Below are 24,305 nucleotides of genomic sequence, written 5' to 3' on the forward strand. Positions count from 1 at the left end.
TCCATGACGCTCGAAGCTGCCCTGACCGGGGTGAACGACCACCTCCGCGGCGCCCTGCCGCCGGAGATCTTCGAAGTGCTCGAAGCAGACCGGCGCCGCGCCACCGGGACGAAGTTCGCCCAGGTGGGAGCCCGGATCGAGGACTTCACGCTGCCGGGTGCCGACGGGGTGCCGGTGAGCTTGGGCGACCTCGTCGCGGCCGGGCCGGCGGTGCTCGTGTTCTACCGCGGCCAGTGGTGCCCGTACTGCAACCTGACCCTGCGCACCTACCAGCAGGAGCTCCTGCCCGAGCTGACGGCGAGGAACGCGACCCTCGCCGCGATCAGCCCGCAGAAGCCGGACGGCCCCCTCCCGGACCTGGAGTTCCCGGTGCTGTCGGACGTCGGCAGCACCGTCGCCCGCGGACTCGGCCTGAGCTATCCGGTTTCCGCGCCCGTGCGCGAAGCCATGCAGACTCTGGGCACGGACCTCGAGCAGGTCAACGGCACGTGGGAGCTGGTCCACCCGGCGGTCGTCGTGGTGGATCAGGACCGGGCGCTGCGGTTCGTCGACGTCCACCCGGACTTCGTCACGCGGACCGAGCCGGCGGACATTCTCAAAGCGCTCTAGCCGACCGCTTCACGCCGAAGGTGATCACCGAACCCAGGATCAGGGCGACGCCGAGGGAGAGCAGCATGCTGATCCCGGGTTCGGTGATGAGCTGGCCGCCCGCGTAGCCGAGGAAGGCCACGTAGGACGTCCAGAGCGTGACGCCCACGGCCGACGCGGTGAAGAACTCCGCCATCGGCCACCGCAGGGACCCGGCGAGCAGGGCGCCGACGGTCCCGCCGGACGGCAGCCAGCGGGCCACCACCAGCACCGGCCGGGGGTGGCGCTGCAGCCGCCCGTCGAGCCAGCCGATGCCGGCGGAGATCTTCTTCCGCCGGCTCAGCCGGTCCAGCGCCGCCCGGCCACCGAACCGGCCGAGGGCGTAGAGCGCCTGGTCCGAGACCAGGCACCCGGCACTCGACACGGCGATCACCAGCGCCAGCGAAGTCCCGCCCTGCGCCGCCGCGACGCCCATCCCGAGGAGCGTCACCTCGGTGGGCAGCAGGGGCACGAGCGAGACGACGAACAGCACCAGCAGTCCCGCCGTAGTCGCGTCCACACCTCCATTAACCGCCTGCCGGGTGCCGATGAGTCCCGATCACCGGGGACTCACAGGAACCCGACAGGCGGCCCACAGGTTCAGCGGTTGGCGCGGTTCACCGCCGAGACGACCGCGCGCAGCGACGCCGTCACGATCGACGGGTCGATGCCGATGCCCCAGAACACCCGGTCGGAGATCGCGCACTCGATGTAGGACGCGGCGCGCGCGTCGTCGCCCGGGGAGAGCGTGTGCTCGGAGTAGTCCAGCAGGCGCAGGTCGAAGCCGACGGTCGACAGCGCGTCGAAGAACGCCGCGATCGGGCCGTTGCCGCGGCCAGTGACCTCGTGCTCGTCGCCTTCGACGCGGACGGTCGCGGTGATGTCGTACTCGCCGTCCCCGTTGTCCTGGACGTGCTGGCGGACCAGCTCCAGCGGCGTCTTCAGCTCCAGGTACTCGGCCGAGAAGGCGTTGTACATCGTGGTCGGGTCGACCTCGCCACCCTCGGAGTCGGTGTAGCGCTGGATGACCTTCGAGAACTCGATCTGCAGGCGCCGCGGCAGGTCGAGCTGGTGCTCGGCCTTCATGATGTAGGCGACGCCGCCCTTGCCGGACTGCGAGTTCACCCGGATCACGGCCTCGTACGTGCGGCCGACGTCCTTCGGGTCGATCGGCAGGTACGGGACCTCCCACGGGTACTCGTCGATCGGGACGCCCTGCTTGTCGGCGGCGTCCTTCAGCGCGTCCAGGCCCTTGTTGATCGCGTCCTGGTGGCTGCCCGAGAAGGCGGTGAACACCAGGTCGCCGCCCCACGGCGAGCGCTCGGGCACCGGCAGCTGGTTGCAGTACTCGACGGTCCGCTTGATCTCGTCCATGTCCGAGAAGTCGATCTGCGGGTCGACGCCCTGGCTGTAGAGGTTCATGCCCAGCGCGACCAGGTCGACGTTGCCGGTGCGCTCGCCGTTGCCGAACAGGCAGCCCTCGATCCGGTCCGCGCCGGCCTGGAAGCCCAGCTCGGCGGCGGCGATGCCGGTGCCGCGGTCGTTGTGCGGGTGCAGCGACAGGATCACCGAGTCGCGGCGGGCCAGGTTGCGGCTCATCCACTCGATCGAGTCGGCGTAGACGTTCGGCGTCGCCATCTCGACGGTCGCCGGCAGGTTCAGGATGACCGGCTTCTCCGGCGTCGGCTGCCAGATCTCGGTGACGGCGTTGCAGACCTCGAGCGCGTAGGACAGCTCGGTGCCGGTGTAGGACTCCGGCGAGTACTGGAAGCGGAAGTCGGTGTCGGGCTGCTTCGCGGCCAGCTCGACGACCATTTCCGCGGCCTGCGTCGCGATCTTCTTGATGCCCTCGCGCTCTTCGCGGAAGACCACGCGGCGCTGCAGGATCGACGTCGAGTTGTAGATGTGGACGATCGCCCGCGGCGCGCCTTCGAGCGACTTGAAGGTGCGCTCGATCAGCTCGGGACGGCACTGGGTCAGCACCTGGATGCTGACGTCGTCGGGGATGGCGCCTTCGTCGATGATCTCGCGGACGAAGTCGAAGTCGGTCTGGCTCGCGGCCGGGAAGCCTACTTCGATCTCCTTGTAGCCCATGCGGACGAGCAGGTCGAAGAACTTCCGCTTGCGCGCGGGCGACATCGGGTCGATCAGGGCCTGGTTGCCGTCCCGCAGGTCGACGGCGCACCACAGCGGCGCGCGGTCGATGCGCTTGGCGGGCCAGGTGCGGTCGGGCAGGTCGATGTTCTCGACGACATCGTACCAGGGGCGGTAGCGGTGCACCGGCATGGACGTGCCGCGCTGGGTGTTCCAAACGGGCTGGTCAGCGGGCGCGGTACGCGAAGGCTTGCGAATCTTGCTCATGCGAATTCGGGGTTCTCCAGCTAGACGGGTGCGACCGGCACCACGAAGCCCCGCGACGGGGAGCCGGTCCGGTCAGGCCCCGTCGCGGCAGCGAAGCAGGAGAGCACGCGCCACGACCCCACCATAACCAGGGAACGCTCCGTGAGGGAAGCGGGGAGTCCCCGGCCGGGTGTTACCTGTGGGTAGCAATTGGGCGGTCGCCGTGCGAAACTTCGACCATGGGTGAGCACGCGGAGTCTTCGTCTTCTTCGTCGTCGGAAGAGACCAAGGTCTCCCGCCGGGCGCCGGTCGACTGGCGCGGCGCGAGCGGCCGGGTGGCGTCGATCGTGGCGTCGGTCGTCCGCTGGGTGGGGCTGATCTTCGCGGCGTTCCTGGTGATCCACGTGATCTTCACGGTAGGCTCGGCCAACCCGGACAACGGCATCGTCTCGTTCGTGAAGTCCTGGGCCGACGGGCTGGCGCTGGGCTTCAGCGACCTGTTCACACCGAGTGACGAGAAGCTGCGGGTGCTGGTGAACTACGGCATCGCGGCGGTCTTCTGGCTCGTGGTGTCCGGGATCCTGGCCAAGGTCATCCGCCGGGTGGGCGGCGCTTCCTGACGCGACTCGCGAGTACCGGCTCTGATCACGCGAGTTCCGCCGGGAAGCGCGAGTTACGGGTCGATGGGTGTCACAGCGCCGGCTTGCCCCACTCGCCGGTGAACGCGAACTCCGCCAGCGGCACCCGCACCCGCTCGGCCTTCTCGCGCTCCACCCGCCAGTCCTCCTCGAGAACCTCCGGGTCACCCGGCGAGCCGACCGCGATGGCCACCTTCGGCACGGCGTCGTCCGGAAGGCCGAACGAAGCGCGGACCGCGTCGGCCGAGAAGCCCGCCATCTGGTGGGCCACCAGCCCCAGCTCCACCGCCTGCAGCACCAGGTTCTCCGAAGCCAGCCCCAGCCCGTACTCGGCGTAGGGCACGTCCCCCTTCGCGTTCGTCGTCACCATCACGCCGATCAGCAGCAGCCCGGCCCGGTGCGCCCACGCCTGGTTGCCGTCGTTCAACGTTGCCAGGATCGCGTCGAACGACGGCGTCCCGCGCAGCCCGACCAGGTAGCGCGCCGGCTGGGTGTTGCCGAACGACGGGGCCCAGCGGGCCGCCTCCAGCAGGGCCCGGACCTGGTCCGGGGTGACCGTGGCCGCCGGGTCCAGGGCCCGCGGGCTCCACCGCTCCGCCAGCACCGAGGCGATCGGGACGCTCGTCACAGCTGGTTTCCGCATGATCGCCACCGTACCCAGGGCGTGCGCTGCATCACTCGGGAGGAAGGGCTTCGCGCATTTCGTTGGTGTTACGGAAGATTTACTTCCGAACCGCCCGCGGAAGGAGTCCGGCCCACGTCAAGAGGGTGGCGGGCCGCTGCCACCCCGGTAGGCTCCCTGTCAAACATGGGACGCGGGGGCTCTCCGGTGCCCACCAGGGAGCACACCCGGCCCGGCTAGGAGGTTCGGGCGTGGCCCTCGTGGTCCAGAAGTACGGCGGATCGTCGCTGGAAAGTGCCGACCGGATCAAGCGCGTCGCCGAACGGATCGTCGCCGCCAAGAAGGCCGGCAACGACGTCGTCGTCGTCTGCTCGGCGATGGGTGACACCACCGACGAGCTGCTCGACCTGGCGCAGCAGGTCAACCCGTCGCCACCGGGGCGGGAGATGGACATGCTGCTCACCGCCGGTGAGCGCATCTCGAACTCGCTGGTCGCCATGGCGATCGCCGCGCAGGGTGCCGAGGCCTGGTCGTTCACCGGCTCGCAGGCCGGCGTCGTCACGACGTCGGTGCACGGCAACGCGCGGATCATCGACGTCACGCCCAGTCGCGTCACCGAAGCCCTCGAACAGGGCTACGTCGCGCTGGTCGCGGGCTTCCAGGGCGTCGCGCAGGACACCAAGGACATCACCACGCTGGGCCGCGGCGGCTCGGACACCACCGCCGTCGCGCTGGCCGCCGCGCTGAACGCCGACGTCTGCGAGATCTACTCCGATGTGGACGGTGTGTACTCGGCCGACCCGCGGATCGTGCCGGACGCGCGCAAGCTCGACACCATCCCGTACGAGGAGATGCTCGAGCTCGCCGCCAGCGGGTCGAAGATCCTGCACCTGCGTTCGGTCGAGTACGCGCGCCGCTACGGCGTGCCGATCCGTGTCCGCTCTTCCTACAGTGACAAGCCGGGCACGACCGTGACCGGTTCTATCGAGGAGATCCCCGTGGAACAAGCCCTGATCACCGGTGTGGCGCACGACCGCTCCGAAGCCAAGATCACGGTCACCGGGGTGCCGGACCACGCCGGCGCGGCGGCCCGGATCTTCCGCGTGATCGCCGACGCCGAGATCGACATCGACATGGTGCTGCAGAACGTGTCGAGCACCGTGTCCGGCCGCACCGACATCACGTTCACGCTGTCGAAGGCCAACGGCGCCAAGGCGGTCAAGGAGCTGGAGAAGGTCAAGGCGGAGATCGGCTTCGAGACGGTGCTCTACGACGACCACGTCGGCAAGGTCTCACTGGTCGGCGCGGGAATGCGCTCGCACCCCGGTGTCACGGCGACGTTCTGCGAGGCGCTGGCCAACGCCGGCGTCAACATCGAAATCATCAACACCTCGGAAATCCGGATCTCGGTGCTGATCCGCGACGCCCAGCTCGACGACGCCGTGCGCGCGATCCACGACGCGTTCGAGCTCGGCGGCGACGAGGAAGCGGTTGTCTACGCGGGGAGTGGTCGCTGATGGCGGACGGGTTGCGGGTCGGAGTGGTCGGCGCGACCGGCCAGGTCGGCGCGGTCATGCGCAAGCTGCTGGCGGAGCGGGAGTTCCCGATCGCCGAGCTCCGGTACTTCGCTTCGGCGCGCTCGGCGGGTTCGAAGCTGCCGTGGCGCGACACCGAAATCACGGTCGAAGACGCGGCGGTCGCGGATCCGTCCGGTTTGGACATCGCGTTGTTCTCCGCGGGCGGGTCGACGTCGAAGGCGCAGGCGCCGCGGTTCGCCGAGGCCGGCGTGACGGTGATCGACAACTCCTCGGCGTTCCGGATGGACCCCGACGTGCCGCTGGTCGTCAGCGAGGTCAACCCGCACGCCATCAAGGAAGCGCGCAAGGGGATCATCGCGAACCCCAACTGCACCACCATGGCCGCGATGCCGGTGCTGAAGCCGCTGCACGACGAGGCCGGCCTGGTCCGGCTGGTCGCCTCGACGTACCAGGCGGTGTCCGGTAGCGGGCTGGCCGGCGTCGACGAGCTGGCGGGCCAGGTGAAGGCGGGCGCCGAGCACGCGGAGCTGCTGACCCACGACGGCGCGGCGATCGAGTTCCCCGCGCCGGACAAGTACGTCCGGCCGATCGCGTTCAACGTCCTGCCGATGGCGGGGTCCATTGTGGACGACGGCGAGCTCGAGACGGACGAAGAGAAGAAGTTCCGCAACGAGAGCCGCAAGATCCTGAGCATCCCGGGCCTCGGCGTGTCCTGCACCTGCGTGCGGGTGCCGGTCTTCTCTGGCCACTCGATCTCGGTCAACGCCGAGTTCGCGCAGCCGCTGACCGTCGAACGCGCGACCGAGCTGCTCACGCACGCGCCGGGCGTCGAGCTGTCGGAGATCCCGACCCCGCTGCAGGCGGCGGGCAACGACCCGAGCTACGTCGGCCGCATCCGCGTCGACCAGGGTGTCGGGGGCGGCCGCGGGCTGGCGCTGTTCATCGCGAACGACAACCTGCGCAAGGGCGCGGCGCTCAACGCGGTGCAGATCGCGGAGCTGATCGCGCAGCAGTAGTACTGAAGACGAAGGCCCCCTCGCGCGCGAGGGGGCCTTCGTCGCGTTCACGGCCGGGTCGCGCCGTGGCAGGCCAGGTAGCGCGTCTTGACGAACTCGAACACGGCGCCCTTGCCGCCGTAGGCCCAGACGAGCGCGTCCGCGTGCGTGCCGAGCACCTTGAACTGTTCGACGGCCTCGTCGCCGCGGCCGTTCACCACCAGTGCCTTCGCCGCGTACGCGCGGTCGCGGCGGTTCGCCGGGTGGTCCCGTCCTTCGCCGGCCAGCCACGGCAGGGCGACGTCCAGCGCACGCTCGGTCCGGTCGCTCTTCCAGGCCTCGACGTCCTTCGCTTCCGCTTCGTGCGCGGCGACGAGGGCCAGGCCCGCGAGCTTCGGTGCCTTCGCGGCGGCTTCGTCGGCGAAGGCGAACATCTGCTCGTGCGACCCGAACCACTTCGCGCACCAGTACTGCAGTGCCTGGTCGTGGGCGGGCCGGTGCAGCGGGTCGCGGGCCACCAGGTCGGCCCACACCGCGCGGAAGCCGTCGTTGTCGTACTGGCGCCCGCGGGCGACGGTCAGCATGGTGCACCACGGCGTCGGGTCGTCCGGCGCCGCTTCGATCGCGGCGTGCGTCGCGGCTTCGGCGTCCTCGAGCACGCGGAAGAAGCCGGCCCACTGCTCCTCGGAAACGTGCTCGGGGGTGAGCCGCGTGCGTATCTGCCAGGCCAGCGCCACCAGACCCTGGGCGTGGACGGCTTCGGCGGCCGCGCTGCCGGCCGTCCGCCACTCCTTGAGCGGGAGGTCGTCGTCCGCGGCGGCGTCCCCGAGCTGCTGGACGGCGTGGGCCCGGCGGTCCCAGTCGGCACCGATCTCCTCCAGCAGCCGGGCCCCCGGCCGCCAGTCACCGGCGCGGTAGGCCGCGACAGCTTCGGCGAGCCGGGCGTCGGCGAGGAACGGCTCCGCCGTCACGTCCTCGCCCGGGGGGAGGCCCCACAGCGCGACGTCCGGCATCTCGGTCTTCGGCTGGTCGGCGCCGGGCACGTACTTGGCGAGCTCCGCCGGCGAAAGCGTCTTCACGTAGTCTTCGACGCCCATCCCGCGGGCACGCGCGGCCTTCACCAGCGCCACGGCGGCCTTGCGGCGCTTGAAGTCGAACAACGGCATGGGTTTCTCCTCAGGTGCGCACCGGCAGGACGCCGGCCGCGGTCAGCAGGGCCCGCAGCGGGGCGGTGTCGGGGTCGGCCGCCGCGGCGGCGTCGAGGGCCGGGTCCAGCTCGGTGCCGTGCGGCTCGTCGACGACGAGCTCGGCCGGGCCCGACCAGGACAGTTTCCAGTGCGCCACCCCGGCTTCCGCCAGCGCGGCGGCGACCACGGTGGCCAGGTTCGAGCGGACGGAGGCGACGAAGAACTCACGCCGGGCCCGCGGTCCGGCGGACGCCGGCGGCTGGACACCCGGATCGGCGAACTCACTCGCCTGCCCCGCGTCGATCAGCGCGAGCGCGTCGTCGAGCGTGCGCCCGTTCAGGAACACCGTCTTCGCCTTGGTCGCGGCGTGCCGGAAACCGATGTCCACCAGGCTGTCCCAGTCCGTGCGGCGCTTGGCGGCCGCTTCGGCGTCCAGGTCGGCGAACAAGGCCGTGTCCAGCGTCGCTTCGGCGTCACGCAGAACTTCGCTCGCCGGGCGGTCGCCACCCGCCGGGCCCGGCACCGCCGGCCCGGCTGCCAGCGCGGCGACCCGCTCCGACGTCGCGGGGTGCGTGTCGTAGCGGGAGGTCTCCTCCGCCGGCAGCTCCCGCCGGAGCCGGTCGATCTGCTCGGCGCGTCCGGCGTCGGCGAGCATTGCCCGGAACCCGCCCGCCGGCCGGTCCGGCAGGTAGCCCGCGTGCCAGCCGACCACCAAGTAGTGGTCGGCGTAGTACTTCCAGGCGACGTCGAGCGCGTCGACTTCGCGCAGCGCGCTGGTGGCGGCCGCGGTCCCGGCCAGCCGCGCCGCGGCGGCGTCGGCGGCGAGCTCCTGACGGCGGCAGACCGACGCGGAGACCGCGAAGTAGAGCTTCGCGTAGAGCACGAACAGCTTCCGGACGAGCCCTTCGAACCAGCCGTCGCCGTCGAGCCCGGTCAGCGCTTTCTCGATGGACCGCCGGCCGCGGTAGGTCAGCCCGGCCAGCCGGGTGTCGCGGTTGGTGTAGTGCGCCAGCTCGTGCCCGAGCAGGGCGCGCAGCTGGTCGTGGCGCAGGCCGGCGAGCAGCTGCGCCCCGATGAACATCTCGCGCCGGCGCACCCGCAGCCCGAGCCACCCGGTCCGCTCGCGCACCCCGGCGTTGACGTCGTTGAGCAGCGAGATCGCGTCCGGCGGCCGGGTGCCGACGGCGTCGGCGATCTCGCGCACGAGCGCCCACAACCCGGGCTGGTCCGCCGGCGTCACCGGCACGCCCGGCAGGTCGTCGCCGCGGGTCCGCTCGATCGCGAACAGGGCCTTGAGCAGGGCGAACGACACCGGCACCGCGACGATCCCGAGCTTGATCGCCAGCAGTCCGGAGTGCTGGAAGGCCCAGTACTCGGCCGCGGCCAGGCCGCCGACGACCAGCAGCACGAGCACTGGGAACCCGGCCAGCAGCACGACGGCGACGAGCGCGCGCCACGAAGTCTTCACGATTCCTCCCCCACACCGTCCCTTCCGGACGGTCGGCTCATTCTGCCGGACCGGCCGCCGCCACCGGATTTCTTTTTGCTCACGAAGAAATCGCGTTGGTGTTTTGGCGGCGGGCGGGGGATCCTGGGCGCCGCAAGCAAGTTCACGGGGAGGAACCATGTACACCGCTGTCGAAGGCGCCCGCGTCCCGATCCGGATGTGGGCGGACCCCGCGTCGGTCGAAGACCAGGCCATGCGGCAGCTGCACAACGTCGCGAACCTGCCGTGGGTGCACGGCGTCGCCGTGATGCCGGACGTCCATTACGGGAAGGGTGCGACCGTCGGCAGCGTCATCGCCATGCGCGACGCCGTCTCGCCGGCCGCGGTCGGCGTCGACATCGGGTGCGGCATGAGCGCCGTCCGGACGTCGCTCACCGCGGGCGACCTGCCGGACGACCTCGGGACGCTGCGCCGTCGCATCGAAAGCGCCGTGCCCGTCGGCTTCGGGCTGCACAAGACGCCGGTGAACCCGGCGAAGGTGCACGGCGTCGGTGGCTGGGACGCGTTCTGGAAGGGCTTCGGGCAGCTGCACACCGGCGTCCAGGAGCTGCACGACCGGGCCGCGCGGCAGATCGGGAGCCTCGGCGGCGGCAACCACTTCATCGAGGTCTGCCTCGAGCAGGGCGGCGCCGACGAGGGCCGGGTCTGGCTGATGCTGCACTCGGGTTCGCGCAACATCGGCAAGGAGCTGGCGGAGCGGCACATGGCCGTCGCGCGCAAGCTGCCGCACAACGCCGACCTGCCCGACACCGACCTCGCGGTGTTCGTCGCCGGCACGCCGGAGATGCAGGCCTACCGGCGGGACCTGTTCTGGGCGCAGGACTACGCGGCGCGCAACCGCGCCACGATGGTCGCGCTCGTGAAGCAGGCGCTGAAGGACGTCGTCCCGCAGACGGGCTTCGACGACGCGATCTCGTGCCACCACAACTACGTCGCGGAAGAGACGTACGACGGCGTCGAGCTGCTCGTCACCCGGAAGGGCGCGATCCGCGCCGGATCGGGTGAGCTGGGGATCATCCCGGGCAGCATGGGGACCGGTTCGTACATCGTCCGCGGGCTCGGGAACACCTCGTCCTTCCAGTCGGCGTCGCACGGCGCCGGCCGCCGGATGTCCCGCAACAAGGCCAAGAAGCTGTTCACCGCCGAGGACCTGGCCGAGCAGACGGCCGGCGTCGAGTGCCGCAAGGACTCGGGGGTCGTCGACGAGATCCCGGCGGCGTACAAGGACATCGATTCGGTGATCCGTGCGCAGACGGACCTGGTCGAGGTGGTGGCGCACCTCAAGCAGGTGGTCTGCGTCAAGGGCTGAGCGGTACCTTGGCGCCATGACGAGGGGTGGAGGGACGGCCGCCGTGCTGGCGGCCGCGGGATTGCTGCTGGCCGGGTGCGACCAGGTCGGCCAGGCGGTCGACCAGGGTTCGAGGACCGCGGACAAGGTGAGCGCGTGCACCGAGGCGCTCGGGCTCGCAGACCTGAACCCGCTGGTCGACCCGGCCAAGCTCAAGGAGCGTGCCGCGGACAAGGAGCGGCGGCTGCGCGAGCTGGCGGGCAGCGTCCAGGACCAGGACGTGAAGAACGCGCTGCTCGGGATGGCCGGGTCGTACGTCGAGGTGCAGAAGGAGCGCATCGAGGACGCCGGCGTGGTCGCCCAGTGGGTGCAGCGCAACGTCAAGAAGCTCGACGCCCTCCGCGCGGCCTGCGGCTGACCGGGCCCGCTAGCTCTCGGCCAGCGCCGGGACCGGCTCCGTGGCCGGTTCCGGCGCGCGCCGGTACAGCAGGCCCGCCGCCGCGATCACCAGGCCGCCCAGGCCGGCCGCCGCGAATCCCCAGGCCGGGCTCGAGTGGTCGATCGCGAAGCCGACCACCGGGCTGCCCAGCGCGAGGCCCATCCGCGTCGACGCGTCCTGCAGTCCCATCGCCTCGCCGCGCACCCGCGGCGGGGCGATCCGGCTGACCGTCTCGGTGGTCGCTGCCAGGGTCGGCGCGCAGAGCAGGTTCGTCGGGATCAGGACGAGCATCAGCAGCCACCACGGCTGGTCGGCCAGCCCGACGGGCACCACCAGCAGCGCGAGCAGCAGCATCAGCAGCCCTTGCGGCAGCGACCGCTTGACCGCGCCGTGCACGATGCCACCGGCGATCGAGGCCGCGCACATCACCGCGATCACCAGGCCGGTGACGCCGAGGTCGCCGTTCGCGCGCAGGGCCGCCAGCGTCGCCAGCTCGGTGCCGACGAGCACGAACAACGTGCCGGCCGCGATCAGCAGCGTCGCGACGAGCCGGCCGGTCAGCCAGCTCCGCAGCCGCGGCCGGACGCTGGACTCGGCCGGGTCCACCGCTTCGCGGATGGGCGGGTTGATCAGCCAGATCAGGAACGCCGTGCCGCCGAACAGCACGCCGAGCGCGCTGAGCGTGAACGTCGGCGAGAGGGCCGTGATGGCCGCGATGCCGACGGCCGGGCCGATCATGAACGTCGCTTCGATCGAGATCGTGTCGAGCGAGTACGCCGCGCGACGCTCCGAAACCGGGACGAGCGCGGCCAGCACCTGCCGGGCCAGCGAGCCCGCGGGCACCGAGAGCATCCCGGCCGGGACCGCGACCGCGGCGAGCGCTTCGTAGGGCAGGTGCGGCGCGGCGATCCAGAACACCGTCGTGCCGATCCCGCAGACGGCGACGATCGGCCGCAGCCCGTACCGGTCGAAGCAGCGGCCGAGCAGCGGCGCGCCGAGCGCCATGCCGAGGGTGACGCCGGCGCCGACCAGCCCGGCGGCGCCGTAGCCGCGGCCGAGCCCGGTGACGATGTACAGCGTCATCAGGACGCCGTTCATGGTCATCGGCAGCCGCGCCAGGAACATCAGGGCCATCGTCGAGGGAACGCGGGGGACGGAGAGCACCCGGCGGTAGGGCTGCAGAGGCACGTCCTCGATGAGAACCCAAGGTGGTACGCGCGTGCAAGTTATTTCCCACTGGTGCCGGATAATTTTGAGAGCTACTCTCACTTGGTAGTCACTATCAAATGGGGGTCGCTATGACTCAGCTCCATCCACGCAGGTGGTGGGCGCTCGGCGCGCTCGCGGTGAGCCTGCTGACCGTCGGCCTGGACCTGACTGTGTTGAACGTCGCGGTGCCGACACTCGCCGTCGACCTCGGCGCCACGACCACGCAGCTGCAATGGTTCGGCAACGCCTACACGCTGGCGCTGGCCGCGCTGCTGCTGCCGGCCGGCCTGCTGGGCGACCGGTTCGGCCCGAAGAACCTGCTGCTCGCCGCGCTCGCGGTGTTCGGGCTGGCCTCGCTGGGCTGCGCCTACGCGAGCTCGCCCGGCCAGCTGATCGCCGCCCGGGTCGTGCTCGGCGTCGGCGCCGCGTTCCTGATCCCGCTGACGCTCTCGCTGCTGAACATCCTGTTCCCGCCGGAGGAGCGGGCGAAGGCGCTGACGACGTGGGTGCTGGCGACGTTCGCCGGCATCCCGCTCGGCCCGCTTCTCGGCGGCTGGCTGCTCGACCACTTCGCCTGGGGCTCGGTGTTCCTGATCAACGTGCCGCTGACGGTCGTCGGCGTGCTCGCGGTGCTGCTGCTGATCCCGCGCACGCGCGGGTCCGGCCAGGGCGGGATCGACTTCCGGGGCATCGCGCTTTCGGCGGCCGGCCTGGTCGCGCTGACCTACGGGTTCGTGCACGCCGGCGAGCACGGCTGGACCGACCCGGTGACGCTCGGCCTGATCGCGCTCGGCGTCGTGGTGCTGGCGGGGTTCTGCTGGACCCAGCCGCGGGTGGCCGCGCCGCTGACCGATCTGGCGCTGTTCCGCGAGCCGCGGTTCGTCTGGGGCGCGACGCTCGCCACCATGGCGTCCTTCGCGCTGATGGGCCTGCTGTTCGTGCTGCCGCAGCTGTTCCAGGCGGTGCAAGGGGCGGACGCGCTGCAGACCGGGGTGCGGCTGCTGCCGCTGATCGGCGGGATGCTGGTGTCGGCGAAGCTCGCCGAACGGCTGGTCGCCGCGCTGGGGGTGCGGGTGGTCGTCACGTTCGGGTTCGCGCTGCTCGCGGCCGGCCTGGCCTGGGGCTCGACGACGTCTGCGGCGGACGGCTACGGCGCCACGGTGGGCTGGGAGATCGTCATCGGGCTGGGCACGGGGTGCACGCTGCCGCCGTTGATGACGATGTCGATGGGCGCGCTCACCGAGGGGCGGGCGGGGGCCGGGTCGGCGCTGATCCAGGTGTTGCGCCAGGTCGGCGGCACGATCGGGGTGGCGGTGCTGGGCACGGTGCTCAACGGTGCCTACCGCGACGGCGTCCCGGTCGACGGGTTGCCCGCGCCGGTGGCGGACGCGGTGCGCGGCAGCGCGTCGAGCGCGGTCGCCGTGGCGGAGAAGCTGCACCTGCCGGCGCTGGCCGCGTCCGCGCGGACGGCGTTCACCGACGGCATGGCGGCGACGCTGTGGGTCTGCGCCGGGCTCGGCCTGGCCGGGGCCCTGCTGGCGCTGCTGTTCCTGCCCGGGCGAACGGGCGCCGGGGAGCAGCCGCGAGAATCGGAGCATGACGTCGTCGCCAGCTGAGCCCACGGGACTGCGGGAACGGAAGAAGGCCAGGACGCGCGCCGCGATCCAGCGGCACGCGTTGCGGCTGTTCCACGAACAGGGCTACAGCGCCACGACGGTGGACCAGATCGCGGCGGCGGCGGAGATCTCGCCGAGCACGTTCTTCCGGTACTTCCCGACGAAGGAAGCAACGGTGTTGTACGACCCGTTCGACCCGGTGCTGATCGCGGCGGCCCTGGCCCAGCCGGCGGAGCTGACCCCGATCGGCGCGCTGCGCGCGACGGTGGACGTGATCAGGGGGCAGCTGGCGGGCGAGGCGTGGGAGCAGGAGCGCCGGCGCCAGCGGCTGGTGTTCACCGAGCCGGAGCTGCGCACGGCGGTGATGGACAAGTTCGCGGAGGGGATCGAGCTGCTGGCGGGCCTGGCGGCCGAGCGAACCGGCCGGTCGGCGGACGACTTCGAGGTCCGCAACTGGGCGGGCGCGGTGGTCGGGGTGGTGCTGGCGGCGTTCGTGGGGTCCGCCGGGGATCCGGACGCCGACACGTTGGTGGTGCTGGACCGGGCGGTGGCGCATCTGGAGGCCGGCCTGCCGCTGTGACGGCTCGGGGTGGCCGGCTTTGTGGCGCGCGCCGGCGGGGAGGCCCGGTCGGCGCTCGATTCAGCCGGCCGCGGGGTGGCGAGCCCGCCGCCAGCTCGACCGAGGCGGCGGTCCACCCGAATGCCACCCGATCACCTTCACCGCAAGCCGCGCCACCCCCGCCGAAACCGCTTTCCGGAATTGATTTCGCATTTCCGCCACCACCACGCCACCACCACGGGCGGAACCTTGTGGGTGGCGGTGCGAGCGTGGGGGACGCCCCGTCTGGAGCAGTCCCGACACGCGGTCCGACGGAGTGATCAAGCTAAATGATCACCGTTTACACCCGCGTGAGTGACCCAATCGCTCTACAGTGGACGCTCGCTACCAGCAGTGACAGCGGGAATCGATCAGGATGATCTTCAGGGGGACGGGCAAGGTTTCGACGTTAATCAATTGCGGGCCAGTTCGCCGCTCGCGCATCCGGCACGTAAGGGTTAGAAAACGTCTCTAACCGGTGATCGGGTGGCTTATCTCCGACACGGGGGGTATCGATTTATCCCGTCAGGTCTCCCGAGGCCAGGAGGTAAGGAATGAAAGGCAAGTTCGGGCGGTCCATCGCCCTCGTAGCCGCGAGCAGTCTGCTGGCGGTCGGTATGGCGGGGATCGCCTCGGCGAGCCCGGACGGGGGCAAGGGGTCCTCCAGCACCCAGGCCCTCGCCGCACAGGTGCTCCAGATGCGTGACGACCTGACCAAGGTGGCCTACGCGGGCAACGTCGGCGCCACGCGCGGCGACCTCGGTCAGCTGAGCCCGGTGCTCGCCGACATCGCCGCCGGGAAGCGCTACACCGTCCAGACCGACACCGAGCAGCTCGCCGGCCTGGCCAAGGGCCGTGCCGACGAGTCCACCCGGCTCCTCACCGACCCGACGGCCAAGGCGCGCCAGCTGCCGCCGCTGCCGGTGCCGATCCCGTCGCTGCCCGACCTGCCCGGCCCGTTGAAGATCGTCAGCGACCTGGTCAAGGCGCTGCTGGCGGCCGTCACCGGGATCCTCGGCGGGATTCTCGGCGGCCTGCCCGTGCCGCCGCTGCCGGTGCCACCACTGCCCGCGCCGGCGGGCTGAGCGAACCACCGAAGGGAAACAGGGGGACCCGGAGCCCGGCCGCGGACATTTCTCCGCGCCGGGCTCCGGGTTCGGCACGTCAGTCCCGTTTGGACAGACCCTGCCGCAGCGCGCCCGCCGTCTCGGCCAGCGCTTCGCGGAACCGCGTGCCGACGCCGGTGAAGTTGATGAACCCGTGGATCAGGTCGTCGTGCCGGCGCAACGCCACCTCGACACCCGCCTCGCGCAGCTTTTCCGCGTACGCCTCGCCTTCGTCGCGCAGCGGGTCGAACCCGGCCGTGACGACCAGCGCCGGCGGCAGGCCGCTCAGGTCGTCCGCGCGCAGCGGCGAGAGCCGCGGGTCGGTCAGGTCCGTGCCCGAGGGCACGTAGTGGTTCTCGAACCACTTCATGTGCACGTCGGTCAGGAACAGGTCTTCGCCGAACAAGTCTCGCGAGCGGTACCGCTTCGCGAAATCCGTCGCGGGGTAGATCAGCAGCTGGAACGCCGGCACCGGGCCACCGCGCCGCACGGCCTGCTGCGCCGTGACCGCGGCGAGGTTGCCGCCCGCGCTGTCGCCGCCGACGGCGATGCGCGCCGGGTCCGCGCCGAGGTCGCTCGCCTTCGCCACCGCGTACTCGAACGCCGCCAGCGCGTCTTCCGCCGCCGCCGGGAACGGGAACTCCGGGGCCAGCCGGTACTCGATCGACAGCACCCGCACGCCGGCGTGCTTGGCCAGGAACCGGACGGCGTTGTCGTGGCTCGCGCGTGTCCCGATCACCCAGCCGCCGCCGTGGAAGAACACCAGCAGCGGCGACTTCTCCGGCAGCCCGACGGGTGTGTAGAGCGTTGCCGGGAGGTCGCCGTCGGGGGTCGGCACGGCGACCTCGCGCACCGAGACCGGCTCGATCGGCTTGCCACTGACCAGGTGCCGCCCGACGTCGAGCAGGGCGCGGGACTGCTCGACCGAGCCGTGCACCAGTTCGGCGCGGGCGATCTTCTGCAGCCGGAGCAGCAGCTGGGCGTCGAGGGCGAGGTCCTGGCCGTCGATGCGCTTCGGGCGGCCCGCGACCACCCGCCGCACCGGCGTGGGCAGCCAGAACGCCAGCTGGGACGCGGCCGCCTGGATGCGGACCGGGAGCGGGATCGCCATCGTTGCCTCCTGAGGGTCGCCGGGGACGTTACTCGTCAGTAGGTAACAGGTCCAGCTGTGACGCGGACCTCGGTCCCAGAGTCTGGTCCTCCAGTTAAGTGGAGGGGTTAGCCTGGAAAGCGTGACTTCAGCCAGGACGCTCAACGTGCTCGGGATCGGCGGCTCTCTCCGCGAGGGCTCCCAGTCCGAACGCGCGTTGCAGATCGCGCTCGCCGGCGCGGCCGAAGTCGGGGTCCGGACCAGCCTGCTCACCGGCCCGGATCTGGTGCTGCCGTTCTACGACGCCGGCGAGCCGGACCGCGACGAACGCGCCACCCGGCTCGTCGAAGCCATCCGGCACGCGGACGGCCTCGTCGTCGTCTCGCCGGGTTACCACGGCGCGCTGTCGGGCCTGGTCAAGAACGCCCTGGACTACGTCGAGGACCTCCGCGACGACCAGCGTCCCTACCTCGACGGCCGCGCGGTCGGCCTCGCCGCGGTCGCGTACGGCTGGCAGGCCGCGGTGACCACGCTCGAGCAGCTGCGCACGATCACGCACGCGCTGCGCGGCTGGGCCACCCCGTTGGGTGGTTCGATCAACTCCGCCGAGACCAAGTTCGACGAGGGCGGGGGCGCCTCGGACGAGAAGAGCGTGCGCACGCTCCGCCTGATCGGGCGGCAGGTCGCCGAGTTCGCCGTGATGCGCGCCGCATGACGTTTTGCCCGGTGGCCGCCGGGTAATCGCTACACGTGATGCCTGCCATGTGGGGGCACCGTTCCGCGGTCGCGGGATGTTGTGCCCAGTGAGACGCTCGCTGTGGAGCGTCCGCGACAGAAGGCAGGCTGAGCATGGGTCAGGCGATTTACACAGCGGTGGCGACGGCGCGCGGCGACGGCCGCAACGGCGAGGTGACCTCTTCCGACGGCGTCATCGACGAGTCGCTGGCCATCCCGAAGGAGATGGGCGGCCCCGGCGGGGACAAGACCAACCCCGAGCAGCTCTTCGCCGCCGGCTACTCGGCCTGCTTCCACAGCGCCCTGCAGCTGGTGGCTCGCCAGGCCAAGGTGTCGCTGGGCGACTCCACGGTGACGGCGGAGGTCAGCGTGCTCAAGCAGGACGTCGGGTTCGGCCTCGGCGTCGCGCTGAACGTCTCCCTGCCCGGCCTCGAGCAGGCCCAGGCCGACCAGCTGGTCGAGCAGGCCCACCAGGTCTGCCCCTACTCCAACGCGACCCGCGGCAACATCGAGGTCGCCCTCTCCGCCACCGTCTGACCGCTCTCGCACGAGTCCGAGGAAGGAACACCAGAGATGAGCAAGTCTCCGATCAAGAGCCCGCTTTCCGAGGCCGACAAGGAGATCACCGGTAACGCCCTGCAGGCGACGCTGGTCGACCTGGTCGACCTGTCCCTCATCGCGAAGCAGGCCCACTGGAACGTCGTCGGCGCGAACTTCCGCAGCGCGCACCTGCAGCTCGACGAGCTGGTCAACACCGCACGCCAGTACGTCGACGAGGTCGCCGAGCGCGCCAACGCCATCGGTGTCTCGCCGAACGGCAAGGCCAAGACCGTCGTCGAGAGCTCGGGCGCGCCCGACTACCCCGACAACTGGCAGTCCGTCGAGGCCACGGTCGCGGCGATCGTCGACATCCTCGCGACGCTGATCGAGCGGCTGCGTGCCCGCATCGACGAGACCGACAAGAGCGACCTCGTCACGCAGGACCTGCTGATCGAGATCACCCGCGCGCTGGAAGAGGCGCACTGGATGTGGCAGGCCCAGCAGGCTTGATTTTTCGCGCGAAAGGGGTCGTTCCGGACGGGACGGCCCCTTTCGCGTTGCCGGGCTCAGTACGTTCGGTGGCATGGTCTTGCATCAGGGGAAAGCCGATCGCCCGGACCGCGCCGGCGGCACGAATCCGATGTACGCCGGGGCGAACCCGGCGCTCGCGGCGGGGTTCGTCATGCCGCACGACAAGCTGCGCGACGACCCGCTCCCGCCGGACTCCGCGCTGCAGCTCGTGCGCGACGAGCTGATGCTCGACGGCAACGCGCGGCTCAACCTCGCCACGTTCGTCACGACGTGGATGGAGCCGCAGGCCCGCGAGCTGATGGCCGAGTGCGTCGACAAGAACATGATCGACAAGGACGAGTACCCGCAGACGGCCGAGCTGGAGCGCCGCTGCGTCAACATCCTCGCCGACCTGTGGCACGCACCTGACCCGACGGACATCATGGGCTGCTCGACGACCGGGTCGTCGGAAGCCTGCATGCTCGCCGGGATGGCGTTGAAGCGGCGCTGGAGCAAGCTCGGGCGCACCGGGAAGCCGAACCTGGTGATGGGCGCGAACGTCCAGGTGTGCTGGGAAAAGTTCTGCGAGTACTGGGAAGTCGAGCCGCGGCTGGTCCCGATGGACGGCGACCGCTACCACCTCTCGGCTTCGGAGGCCGTCTCGCGGTGTGACGAAAACACGATCGGCGTCGTCGCGATCCTGGGCTCGACGTTCGACGGCAGCTACGAGCCGGTCGCGGAGATCGCCGCGGCACTCGACGCCTTGGCCGAGCGCACCGGCTGGGACATCCCGGTGCACGTCGACGGGGCTTCGGGCGCGATGATCGCGCCGTTCCTCGACCCGGACCTGGTGTGGGACTTCCGCCTGCCGCGGGTGGCGTCGATCAACACGTCGGGGCACAAGTACGGGCTCGTCTACCCGGGCGTGGGCTGGGTGATCTGGCGGGACCAGGCGGCACTGCCGGCGGAGCTGGTGTTCAACGTGAACTACCTCGGTGGCGACATGCCGACGTTCGCGCTGAACTTCTCCCGCCCGGGCGCCGAGGTCGCGGCCCAGTACTACACGTTCGTGCGGCTCGGCCGGGAAGGTTTCCGGGCGGTGCAACAGGCTTCGCGCGATGTCGCGACGCACCTGTCGGCCGGGATCGAGGCGCTGGGCCCGTTCGAGCTGCTGACGCGAGGGGACCAGCTGCCGGTCTTCGCGGTCACGACCCGGCCCGACGCGGGCTTCGACGTCTTCGAGGTGTCACGCCGGCTCCGGGAGCGTGGCTGGCTGGTGCCGGCGTACACGTTCCCGGAAAACCGCACGGACCTGGCGGTGCTGCGGATCGTCGTCCGCAACGGCTTCACCCACGACCTGGCGGACCTGCTGCTGGCGGACCTGAAGCGGATCCTCCCGGAACTGGGCGGCCACCCAGCCGACCCCGCAAAGGCAACCGCCTTCCACCACTGAAGCGGCACTTTCAGTACGAAAGTGCCGCCTCAGTGCCAGGTCTTGGCGCGGGCGTATTGGGTGGGCCAGTGCACCTCCGCGCCGAGGGTGTTCGCCGCGCGCAGGGGCCAGTGCGGGTCTCGCAGCAGCGCGCGGGCCAGGAACACGACGTCGGCTTGGTCGTTCTCGAGGATCTCCTCCGCCTGGCGCGGGTCGGTGATCATGCCGACCGCGCCGGTCGGGAGGCCGGTTTCGGCGCGGATCCGCTCGGCGAACGGGACCTGGTAGCCCGGGCCGACGGGGATGTCGGCGCTCGGGTTGTTGCCGCCAGTGGAGGTGTCGATCAGGTCGATCCCGCGCTCGGCCAGCAGCTTCGCCAAGCGGACGGAGTCGTCGAGAGTCCAGCCGCCCTCGGTTCAGTCGGTGGCGCTGAGGCGGGCGAACAGCGGGACGCCGGTCGTCGCGCGGACCGCGTCGGCGATTTCGAGCGCGAGCCGGGTGCGGCCCTCGAAGTCGCCGCCGTAGCGGTCGGTGCGGGTGTTCGACAGCGGGGAGAGGAACTGGTGCACGAGGTAGCCGTGCGCGAAGTGCAGCTCCAGGACGTCGAAGCCGACGTCGACCGCGCGCCGGGCCGCCGCCGCAAACGCTTGCGGGAGGGCCGCCACTTCGTCCGTGGTCAGCGAGCGCGGGGCGGCGTACTGGCCGAACGCCGTCGCGGACGGGCCGACGCTCTCCCAGCCGCCCTGCGAGGGCGGGATGCTGCCCGGTCCTTCCCACGGCCGGTGTGTCGAGCCCTTGCGGCCGGCGTGCCCCAGCTGCATGCCGATGGCCGCGCCCTGGCCGTGCGTGAAGTCCACGATCCGGCGCCAGGCCCCGGCCTGGACGTCGTTCCAGATGCCGGTGTCCTGCGGGCTGATCCGGCCTTCCGGGGCCACCGCGGTCGCCTCGGTCATGACGAGCCCCGCGCCGCCGGTGGCGAACTGGCCGAGGTGCACGAGGTGCCAGTCACCCGGCACGCCGTCGGTGGCGGAGTACTGGCACATCGGCGACACCCACGCGCGGTTCGGCAGGGTCAGGCCGCGGACGGTGATCGGGCTGAAGAGTCGGCTCACCACTGGATCAACGACACGTGCCCGCCGTCTCTTCCCGTCGCCACCGGCGGTACCGGCGGGTAACGTCGACCACATGGGTGTCGCTGCTGACGAACGCCAGGCCTTGGCCACGCTCCTGCACGACCTCGGGCCCGACGCGCCCACGTTGTGTGAGGGGTGGACCACCCGGGACCTCGCCGCGCACCTCGTCGTGCGCGAGCACCGGCCCGATGCCGCGCCCGGGATCATGGTGCCCGCGCTCGCCGGGTACACGCAGAAGGTCCAGGACCGCTACGCCGCGAAGCCGTGGGAAAGCCTGGTCGAGCAGGTCCGGCAGGGTCCGTCGAAGTTCTGGCCCACCTCGCTCGGCCCGCTCGACGAGCTGACCAACACCGCCGAGTTCCTCGTCCACCACGAGGACGTCCGGCGCGCGCAGCCCGGCTGGCAGCCGCGGCCTGCCGACCCCACCCGCGACGCCGCCGCCTGGAAGTCCGCGAAAGGCGCCGCCAAGCTCAACCTCCGCAAGGCGCCCGTCGGTGTCACGCTGAAGACGAAGACCGGCCAGGAGGCCGCGGTCAAGACCGGGCCCGACCCGGTCACCGTGGTCGGCGACCCGATCGACCTGCTGCTGTTCGTGTTCGGCCGCGACGCCGTCGACCTGGACTTCGAGGGCGACGCGGCCGCCGTCACGAAGCTCCAGTCGGTGCACCGTGGACTCTGACTGACACCCAGCGGCCCACCGGCAGCGCCACGACGATCGCGGCCAGCACCAGGTGGACGGCCATGAAAGCCACCGCGGCCGGCACGCTCGGCGGCCCGCCGAGGAACACGATCATGTGCGAAGCCCACTTCAGCTCAGCCGGCTTCGCACCCGCCGCCCAGACGTCGTTGAGCGCCCAGAACGTCAGGTCGTTGACCCCCGAGATGACCACGAGGATCGACGCGATGCCGACCTTGAGCACGTTCGCCGTGCGGCCGCCGCCGAGCCGGTAGGCCAGCAGCGCGAACAGCACGATGAACGTCGTGACGAACAGCTCGAACTGGTACACCGGCTGGAAGTCGCCGTCGGGCGAGCGGGCGAAGTCCTGCACCCGCATCACCAGCTCGGTGTCCAAATAGGACATGTAGACGAAAACGGCGAGCACGATCAGCGCCGGCCCGAAGCGACCGCGTGGGAACAACGACACGGTCAGCACCGCGAAGAAGAACGGGCACAGCTTGAACGCCCAGTCGCCGACGTTGTCCAGCGTCTGGTCCGGCGGCAGCACCACCATGATCAGCAGTGCGGTCACCACCGCCGGGACGGCGGCGACCAGCCACAGCCACTGCCGCCGCCGGTACAGGGCGGCGACCAGGCCGGGCGATTCGTCCAAGAGCGTCACAGTTCCTTCTCCACCCAGAACGGACCCAGCGCCAGCGCGTCGACGTCGGTCTTGAGGTAGCACGCGATCGCGTCGGCCGGGCTCGCCACGATCGGCTCGTTGTTGTCGTTGAACGAAGTGTTGACGACCATCGGCACCCCCGTCAGCTTCTCGAACTCGCTGATCATCCGGTAGTACAGCGGGTTGTCCGCGCGACTGACAGTCTGCACCCGCGCGGTGCCGTCCACGTGCGTGATCGCCGGAACTTCGGCCCGCTTGTCCGGCAGGACGTCGAACACCAGCAGCATCACCGGCGACGGGTAGTCGCTGACGAAGTACTCGCCCGCCCGCTCTTCCAGGCACGACGGCGCGAACGGCCGGAACGCCTCGCGGTGCTTCACCTTCTCGTTCATCCGCGTCTTCGACTCGGGGTCGCGCGGGTCGGCGACGAGCGACCGGTTGCCCAGCGCCCGCGGCCCGCACTCCATCCGGCCCTGCACCCAGCCGACGATCTTGCCGTCGGCGATCTTGGCGGCCGTGTGCGCGGCGATGTCGTCGACGCGGTGGTACTCGACACCGGCGTCCTGCAGGGCCAGCTCCATTTCGGCCTCGGTGTAGTCCGGGCCCGTGTAGGTGAAGCCGTCGCGCGGGCGTGGCTTGCCGTACTTGGCGACCGAGACGTCCAGGGCCGCGCCGAGCGCGCAGCCGTCGTCGGCCGCCGCGGGCTGGGCGAAGAAGTCCTCGAACGGCGTCTCCAGCAGGATCCGGCCGTTCATGACGCTGTTGAGCGCGACCCCGCCCGCGACGCACAGCCGCTTCGAACCGGTCTCGCGCTGGAGCCACCGAGCAAGGTGCAGGCCGGCTTCTTCGAGCGTCACCTGCAGGGCGTAGGCGATGTCGCAGTAGTGCTGGGGAACGGGGTTCGCGGCCGTGACCCGGGTTTTCGGCCGGGCCGGGCCGAAGGCGTCGGTGAACTTCCGGGACATCACGTGCTTGCCGGTGCGGTGGTGGCCGAACCAGCTCAGGTCCAGCTCGAAGCCGCCGTCGTCGTCGAGGTGGATGAGCTGCTTGAACGCGTCGACGTAGGTGTCCTCGCCCAGCGGCGCGAGGCCCATGATCTTGCCTTCGTCGCGGGTGGGGAAGAAGCCGAGGTAACCGGTGACACCGGCGTACATCGCGCCGAGCGAGTGCGGGAACTTGATCCGCCGGAGGTCGACGAGCTGGTTCCCGCGCCCGTGCGCGAGGTAGGTCGCGGTGCCGTCGCTGCCGATGCCGTCGAAGGTGAGCACGGCGGACTCGTTCCACGGCGAGATGAAGTACCCGCTCGCCGCGTGCGCGCGGTGGTGGTCGACGAGGTGGGTCTTGAACTTCGTCGGGCCGGTCCAGCCGGCGGCCTCCTTGACGTCGTTCGCGAGCGTGTAGGACCGCTTGATGTGGGCCAGGACCGCGCCGCCGACGTGGTAGTCGTCGTGGCCGGAGCCGCCGCCGGTCCGGAACGTGTCGACCATGCCGGCCGACTTGCCGCCTTCGTCGCCGTTGGCGTTGCGGAAGACGTCGAGGGTGCCGGGGAAGTACCGCGCGAACACCTTGGCCGCGTGGACGCCCTCCTTCCAGCGCTGCCAGTAGTAGGCGACGTGGTCGACGTCGGCGAGGGTGATGCCGCCCCGCTCCAGGCAGAACTTGATGGCCTCGGCGGGGAAGCCGCCGTCGTGCTTGACGCGCGTGAAGCGTTCTTCTTCGGCGAAGGCGATGATCTCGCCGTCGCGCACGAGTGCCGCGGCCGAGTCGTGGACCCTGCTGATGCCCAGTACGTACATGTCTTTCTCTCCCAGTGGT

At 70.9% G+C, this 24,305-nt stretch carries 23 protein-coding genes and 1 pseudogene; 14 read left to right on the top strand and 10 right to left on the bottom strand.

What is annotated here, in order from left to right; translation table 11 throughout:
- Positions 1–3: 3 nt before the first annotated feature.
- Positions 4–609 carry a peroxiredoxin-like family protein gene (locus tag M8542_RS00695; protein ID WP_257917982.1) on the top strand — a complete coding sequence of 202 codons (606 nt, stop codon included), beginning with the start codon at positions 4–6 and terminating at the stop codon, positions 607–609.
- Here M8542_RS00695 and M8542_RS00700 read toward each other — a convergent pair.
- Both M8542_RS00700 and leuA read right to left on the bottom strand, forming a co-directional pair.
- Complete coding sequence (locus M8542_RS00700) at positions 596–1,147, bottom strand: DedA family protein (protein WP_257917983.1); 552 nt, start codon at positions 1,145–1,147, stop codon at positions 596–598. The genes M8542_RS00695 and M8542_RS00700 overlap by 14 nt on opposite strands.
- Before the next feature lie 80 nt (positions 1,148–1,227).
- Entirely contained in the window at positions 1,228–2,988 is a 1,761-nt protein-coding gene (gene leuA, locus M8542_RS00705) for a 2-isopropylmalate synthase (RefSeq protein WP_257917984.1), read from the bottom strand.
- A 218-nt stretch (positions 2,989–3,206) separates the two neighbouring features.
- Here leuA and M8542_RS00710 point away from each other — a divergent pair, with 218 nt between their 5' ends.
- On the top strand, positions 3,207–3,587 hold the full coding sequence (locus M8542_RS00710) for a hypothetical protein (protein ID WP_257917985.1): 381 nt from the start codon (positions 3,207–3,209) through the stop codon (positions 3,585–3,587).
- A gap of 70 nt (positions 3,588–3,657) precedes the next feature.
- Here M8542_RS00710 and M8542_RS00715 read toward each other — a convergent pair whose 3' ends face one another.
- Positions 3,658–4,248 (bottom strand): nitroreductase family protein, encoded by a 591-nt coding sequence (locus M8542_RS00715; RefSeq protein WP_257917986.1) that lies wholly within the window; start codon positions 4,246–4,248, stop codon positions 3,658–3,660.
- Between the two features lie 230 nt (positions 4,249–4,478).
- Between M8542_RS00715 and M8542_RS00720 the strand changes: the two genes are divergently transcribed.
- On the top strand, positions 4,479–5,744 hold the full coding sequence (locus tag M8542_RS00720) for an aspartate kinase (protein ID WP_257917987.1): 1,266 nt from the start codon (positions 4,479–4,481) through the stop codon (positions 5,742–5,744).
- Complete coding sequence (locus M8542_RS00725; RefSeq protein ID WP_257917988.1) at positions 5,744–6,781, top strand: aspartate-semialdehyde dehydrogenase; 1,038 nt, start codon at positions 5,744–5,746, stop codon at positions 6,779–6,781. The genes M8542_RS00720 and M8542_RS00725 overlap by 1 nt, the downstream gene beginning before the upstream one ends.
- A 47-nt stretch (positions 6,782–6,828) precedes the next feature.
- Here M8542_RS00725 and M8542_RS00730 read toward each other — a convergent pair whose 3' ends face one another.
- Together M8542_RS00730 and M8542_RS00735 are read right to left on the bottom strand one after the other, a co-directional pair.
- Positions 6,829–7,926, bottom strand: a complete 1,098-nt coding sequence (locus M8542_RS00730; RefSeq protein ID WP_257917989.1) for a DUF4034 domain-containing protein — start codon at positions 7,924–7,926, stop codon at positions 6,829–6,831.
- 10 nt (positions 7,927–7,936) lie between these two features.
- On the bottom strand, positions 7,937–9,415 hold the full coding sequence (locus tag M8542_RS00735) for a M48 family metallopeptidase (protein WP_257917990.1): 1,479 nt from the start codon (positions 9,413–9,415) through the stop codon (positions 7,937–7,939).
- A gap of 157 nt (positions 9,416–9,572) precedes the next feature.
- Between M8542_RS00735 and M8542_RS00740 the strand changes: the two genes are divergently transcribed.
- Together M8542_RS00740 and M8542_RS00745 are read left to right on the top strand one after the other, a co-directional pair.
- Positions 9,573–10,763 (top strand): RtcB family protein, encoded by a 1,191-nt coding sequence (locus tag M8542_RS00740; RefSeq protein WP_257917991.1) that lies wholly within the window; start codon positions 9,573–9,575, stop codon positions 10,761–10,763.
- Positions 10,764–10,779: 16 nt separating this feature from the next.
- Entirely contained in the window at positions 10,780–11,160 is a 381-nt protein-coding gene (locus tag M8542_RS00745; RefSeq protein WP_257917992.1) for a DUF8711 family protein, read from the top strand.
- Positions 11,161–11,169: 9 nt separating this feature from the next.
- Here M8542_RS00745 and M8542_RS00750 read toward each other — a convergent pair whose 3' ends face one another.
- Positions 11,170–12,306, bottom strand: a complete 1,137-nt coding sequence (locus tag M8542_RS00750; RefSeq protein WP_257918549.1) for an MFS transporter — start codon at positions 12,304–12,306, stop codon at positions 11,170–11,172.
- Positions 12,307–12,479: 173 nt separating this feature from the next.
- On the opposite strand from M8542_RS00750, the gene M8542_RS00755 reads away from it, so the two are divergent.
- From M8542_RS00755 to M8542_RS00765, 3 genes are all read left to right on the top strand, one after another.
- Positions 12,480–14,006: a DHA2 family efflux MFS transporter permease subunit gene (locus M8542_RS00755; protein ID WP_257917993.1), complete on the top strand. Its 1,527-nt coding sequence runs from the start codon at positions 12,480–12,482 to the stop codon at positions 14,004–14,006.
- A complete protein-coding gene (locus tag M8542_RS00760) occupies positions 13,987–14,586 on the top strand; it encodes an acyl-CoA-like ligand-binding transcription factor (RefSeq protein ID WP_257917994.1) in 600 nt (199 codons plus the stop codon). The genes M8542_RS00755 and M8542_RS00760 overlap by 20 nt, the downstream gene beginning before the upstream one ends.
- A 572-nt stretch (positions 14,587–15,158) precedes the next feature.
- Complete coding sequence (locus M8542_RS00765) at positions 15,159–15,689, top strand: hypothetical protein (RefSeq protein WP_257917995.1); 531 nt, start codon at positions 15,159–15,161, stop codon at positions 15,687–15,689.
- 79 nt (positions 15,690–15,768) lie between these two features.
- Here the strand turns inward: M8542_RS00765 and M8542_RS00770 are convergent, their stop codons facing one another.
- Positions 15,769–16,821: an alpha/beta hydrolase gene (locus tag M8542_RS00770; protein WP_257917996.1), complete on the bottom strand. Its 1,053-nt coding sequence runs from the start codon at positions 16,819–16,821 to the stop codon at positions 15,769–15,771.
- A gap of 145 nt (positions 16,822–16,966) precedes the next feature.
- Between M8542_RS00770 and M8542_RS00775 the strand changes: the two genes are divergently transcribed.
- The 4 genes from M8542_RS00775 (at position 16,967) to gad (ending at position 20,038) form a co-directional block, all read left to right on the top strand.
- Entirely contained in the window at positions 16,967–17,515 is a 549-nt protein-coding gene (locus tag M8542_RS00775) for an NADPH-dependent FMN reductase (RefSeq protein ID WP_372508467.1), read from the top strand.
- A gap of 134 nt (positions 17,516–17,649) precedes the next feature.
- A complete protein-coding gene (locus M8542_RS00780; protein WP_257917998.1) occupies positions 17,650–18,072 on the top strand; it encodes an organic hydroperoxide resistance protein in 423 nt (140 codons plus the stop codon).
- A gap of 36 nt (positions 18,073–18,108) precedes the next feature.
- Positions 18,109–18,585 carry a Dps family protein gene (locus tag M8542_RS00785; protein WP_257917999.1) on the top strand — a complete coding sequence of 159 codons (477 nt, stop codon included), beginning with the start codon at positions 18,109–18,111 and terminating at the stop codon, positions 18,583–18,585.
- 73 nt (positions 18,586–18,658) lie between these two features.
- Positions 18,659–20,038, top strand: coding sequence for a glutamate decarboxylase (gene gad, locus M8542_RS00790; protein ID WP_257918000.1), 1,380 nt, complete (start codon positions 18,659–18,661; stop codon positions 20,036–20,038).
- A gap of 29 nt (positions 20,039–20,067) precedes the next feature.
- Here the strand turns inward: gad and M8542_RS00795 are convergent.
- Positions 20,068–21,204: pseudogene (locus M8542_RS00795) on the bottom strand (NADH:flavin oxidoreductase/NADH oxidase).
- On the opposite strand from M8542_RS00795, the gene M8542_RS00800 reads away from it, so the two are divergent.
- Positions 21,203–21,829, top strand: coding sequence for a TIGR03085 family metal-binding protein (locus M8542_RS00800; protein WP_257918001.1), 627 nt, complete (start codon positions 21,203–21,205; stop codon positions 21,827–21,829). The pseudogene M8542_RS00795 and the gene M8542_RS00800 sit on opposite strands and share 2 nt — an antisense overlap.
- Here M8542_RS00800 and M8542_RS00805 read toward each other — a convergent pair.
- Together M8542_RS00805 and M8542_RS00810 are read right to left on the bottom strand one after the other, a co-directional pair.
- Positions 21,795–22,490: a hypothetical protein gene (locus M8542_RS00805; RefSeq protein WP_257918002.1), complete on the bottom strand. Its 696-nt coding sequence runs from the start codon at positions 22,488–22,490 to the stop codon at positions 21,795–21,797. The two genes, M8542_RS00800 and M8542_RS00805, sit on opposite strands and share 35 nt — an antisense overlap.
- Positions 22,487–24,286, bottom strand: coding sequence for a carbamoyltransferase family protein (locus M8542_RS00810; protein WP_257918003.1), 1,800 nt, complete (start codon positions 24,284–24,286; stop codon positions 22,487–22,489). The genes M8542_RS00805 and M8542_RS00810 overlap by 4 nt, the downstream gene beginning before the upstream one ends.
- Positions 24,287–24,305: the final 19 nt, after the last annotated feature.

This window comes from Amycolatopsis iheyensis (assembly GCF_024703995.1).
Lineage (GTDB): Bacteria > Actinomycetota > Actinomycetes > Mycobacteriales > Pseudonocardiaceae > Amycolatopsis > Amycolatopsis iheyensis.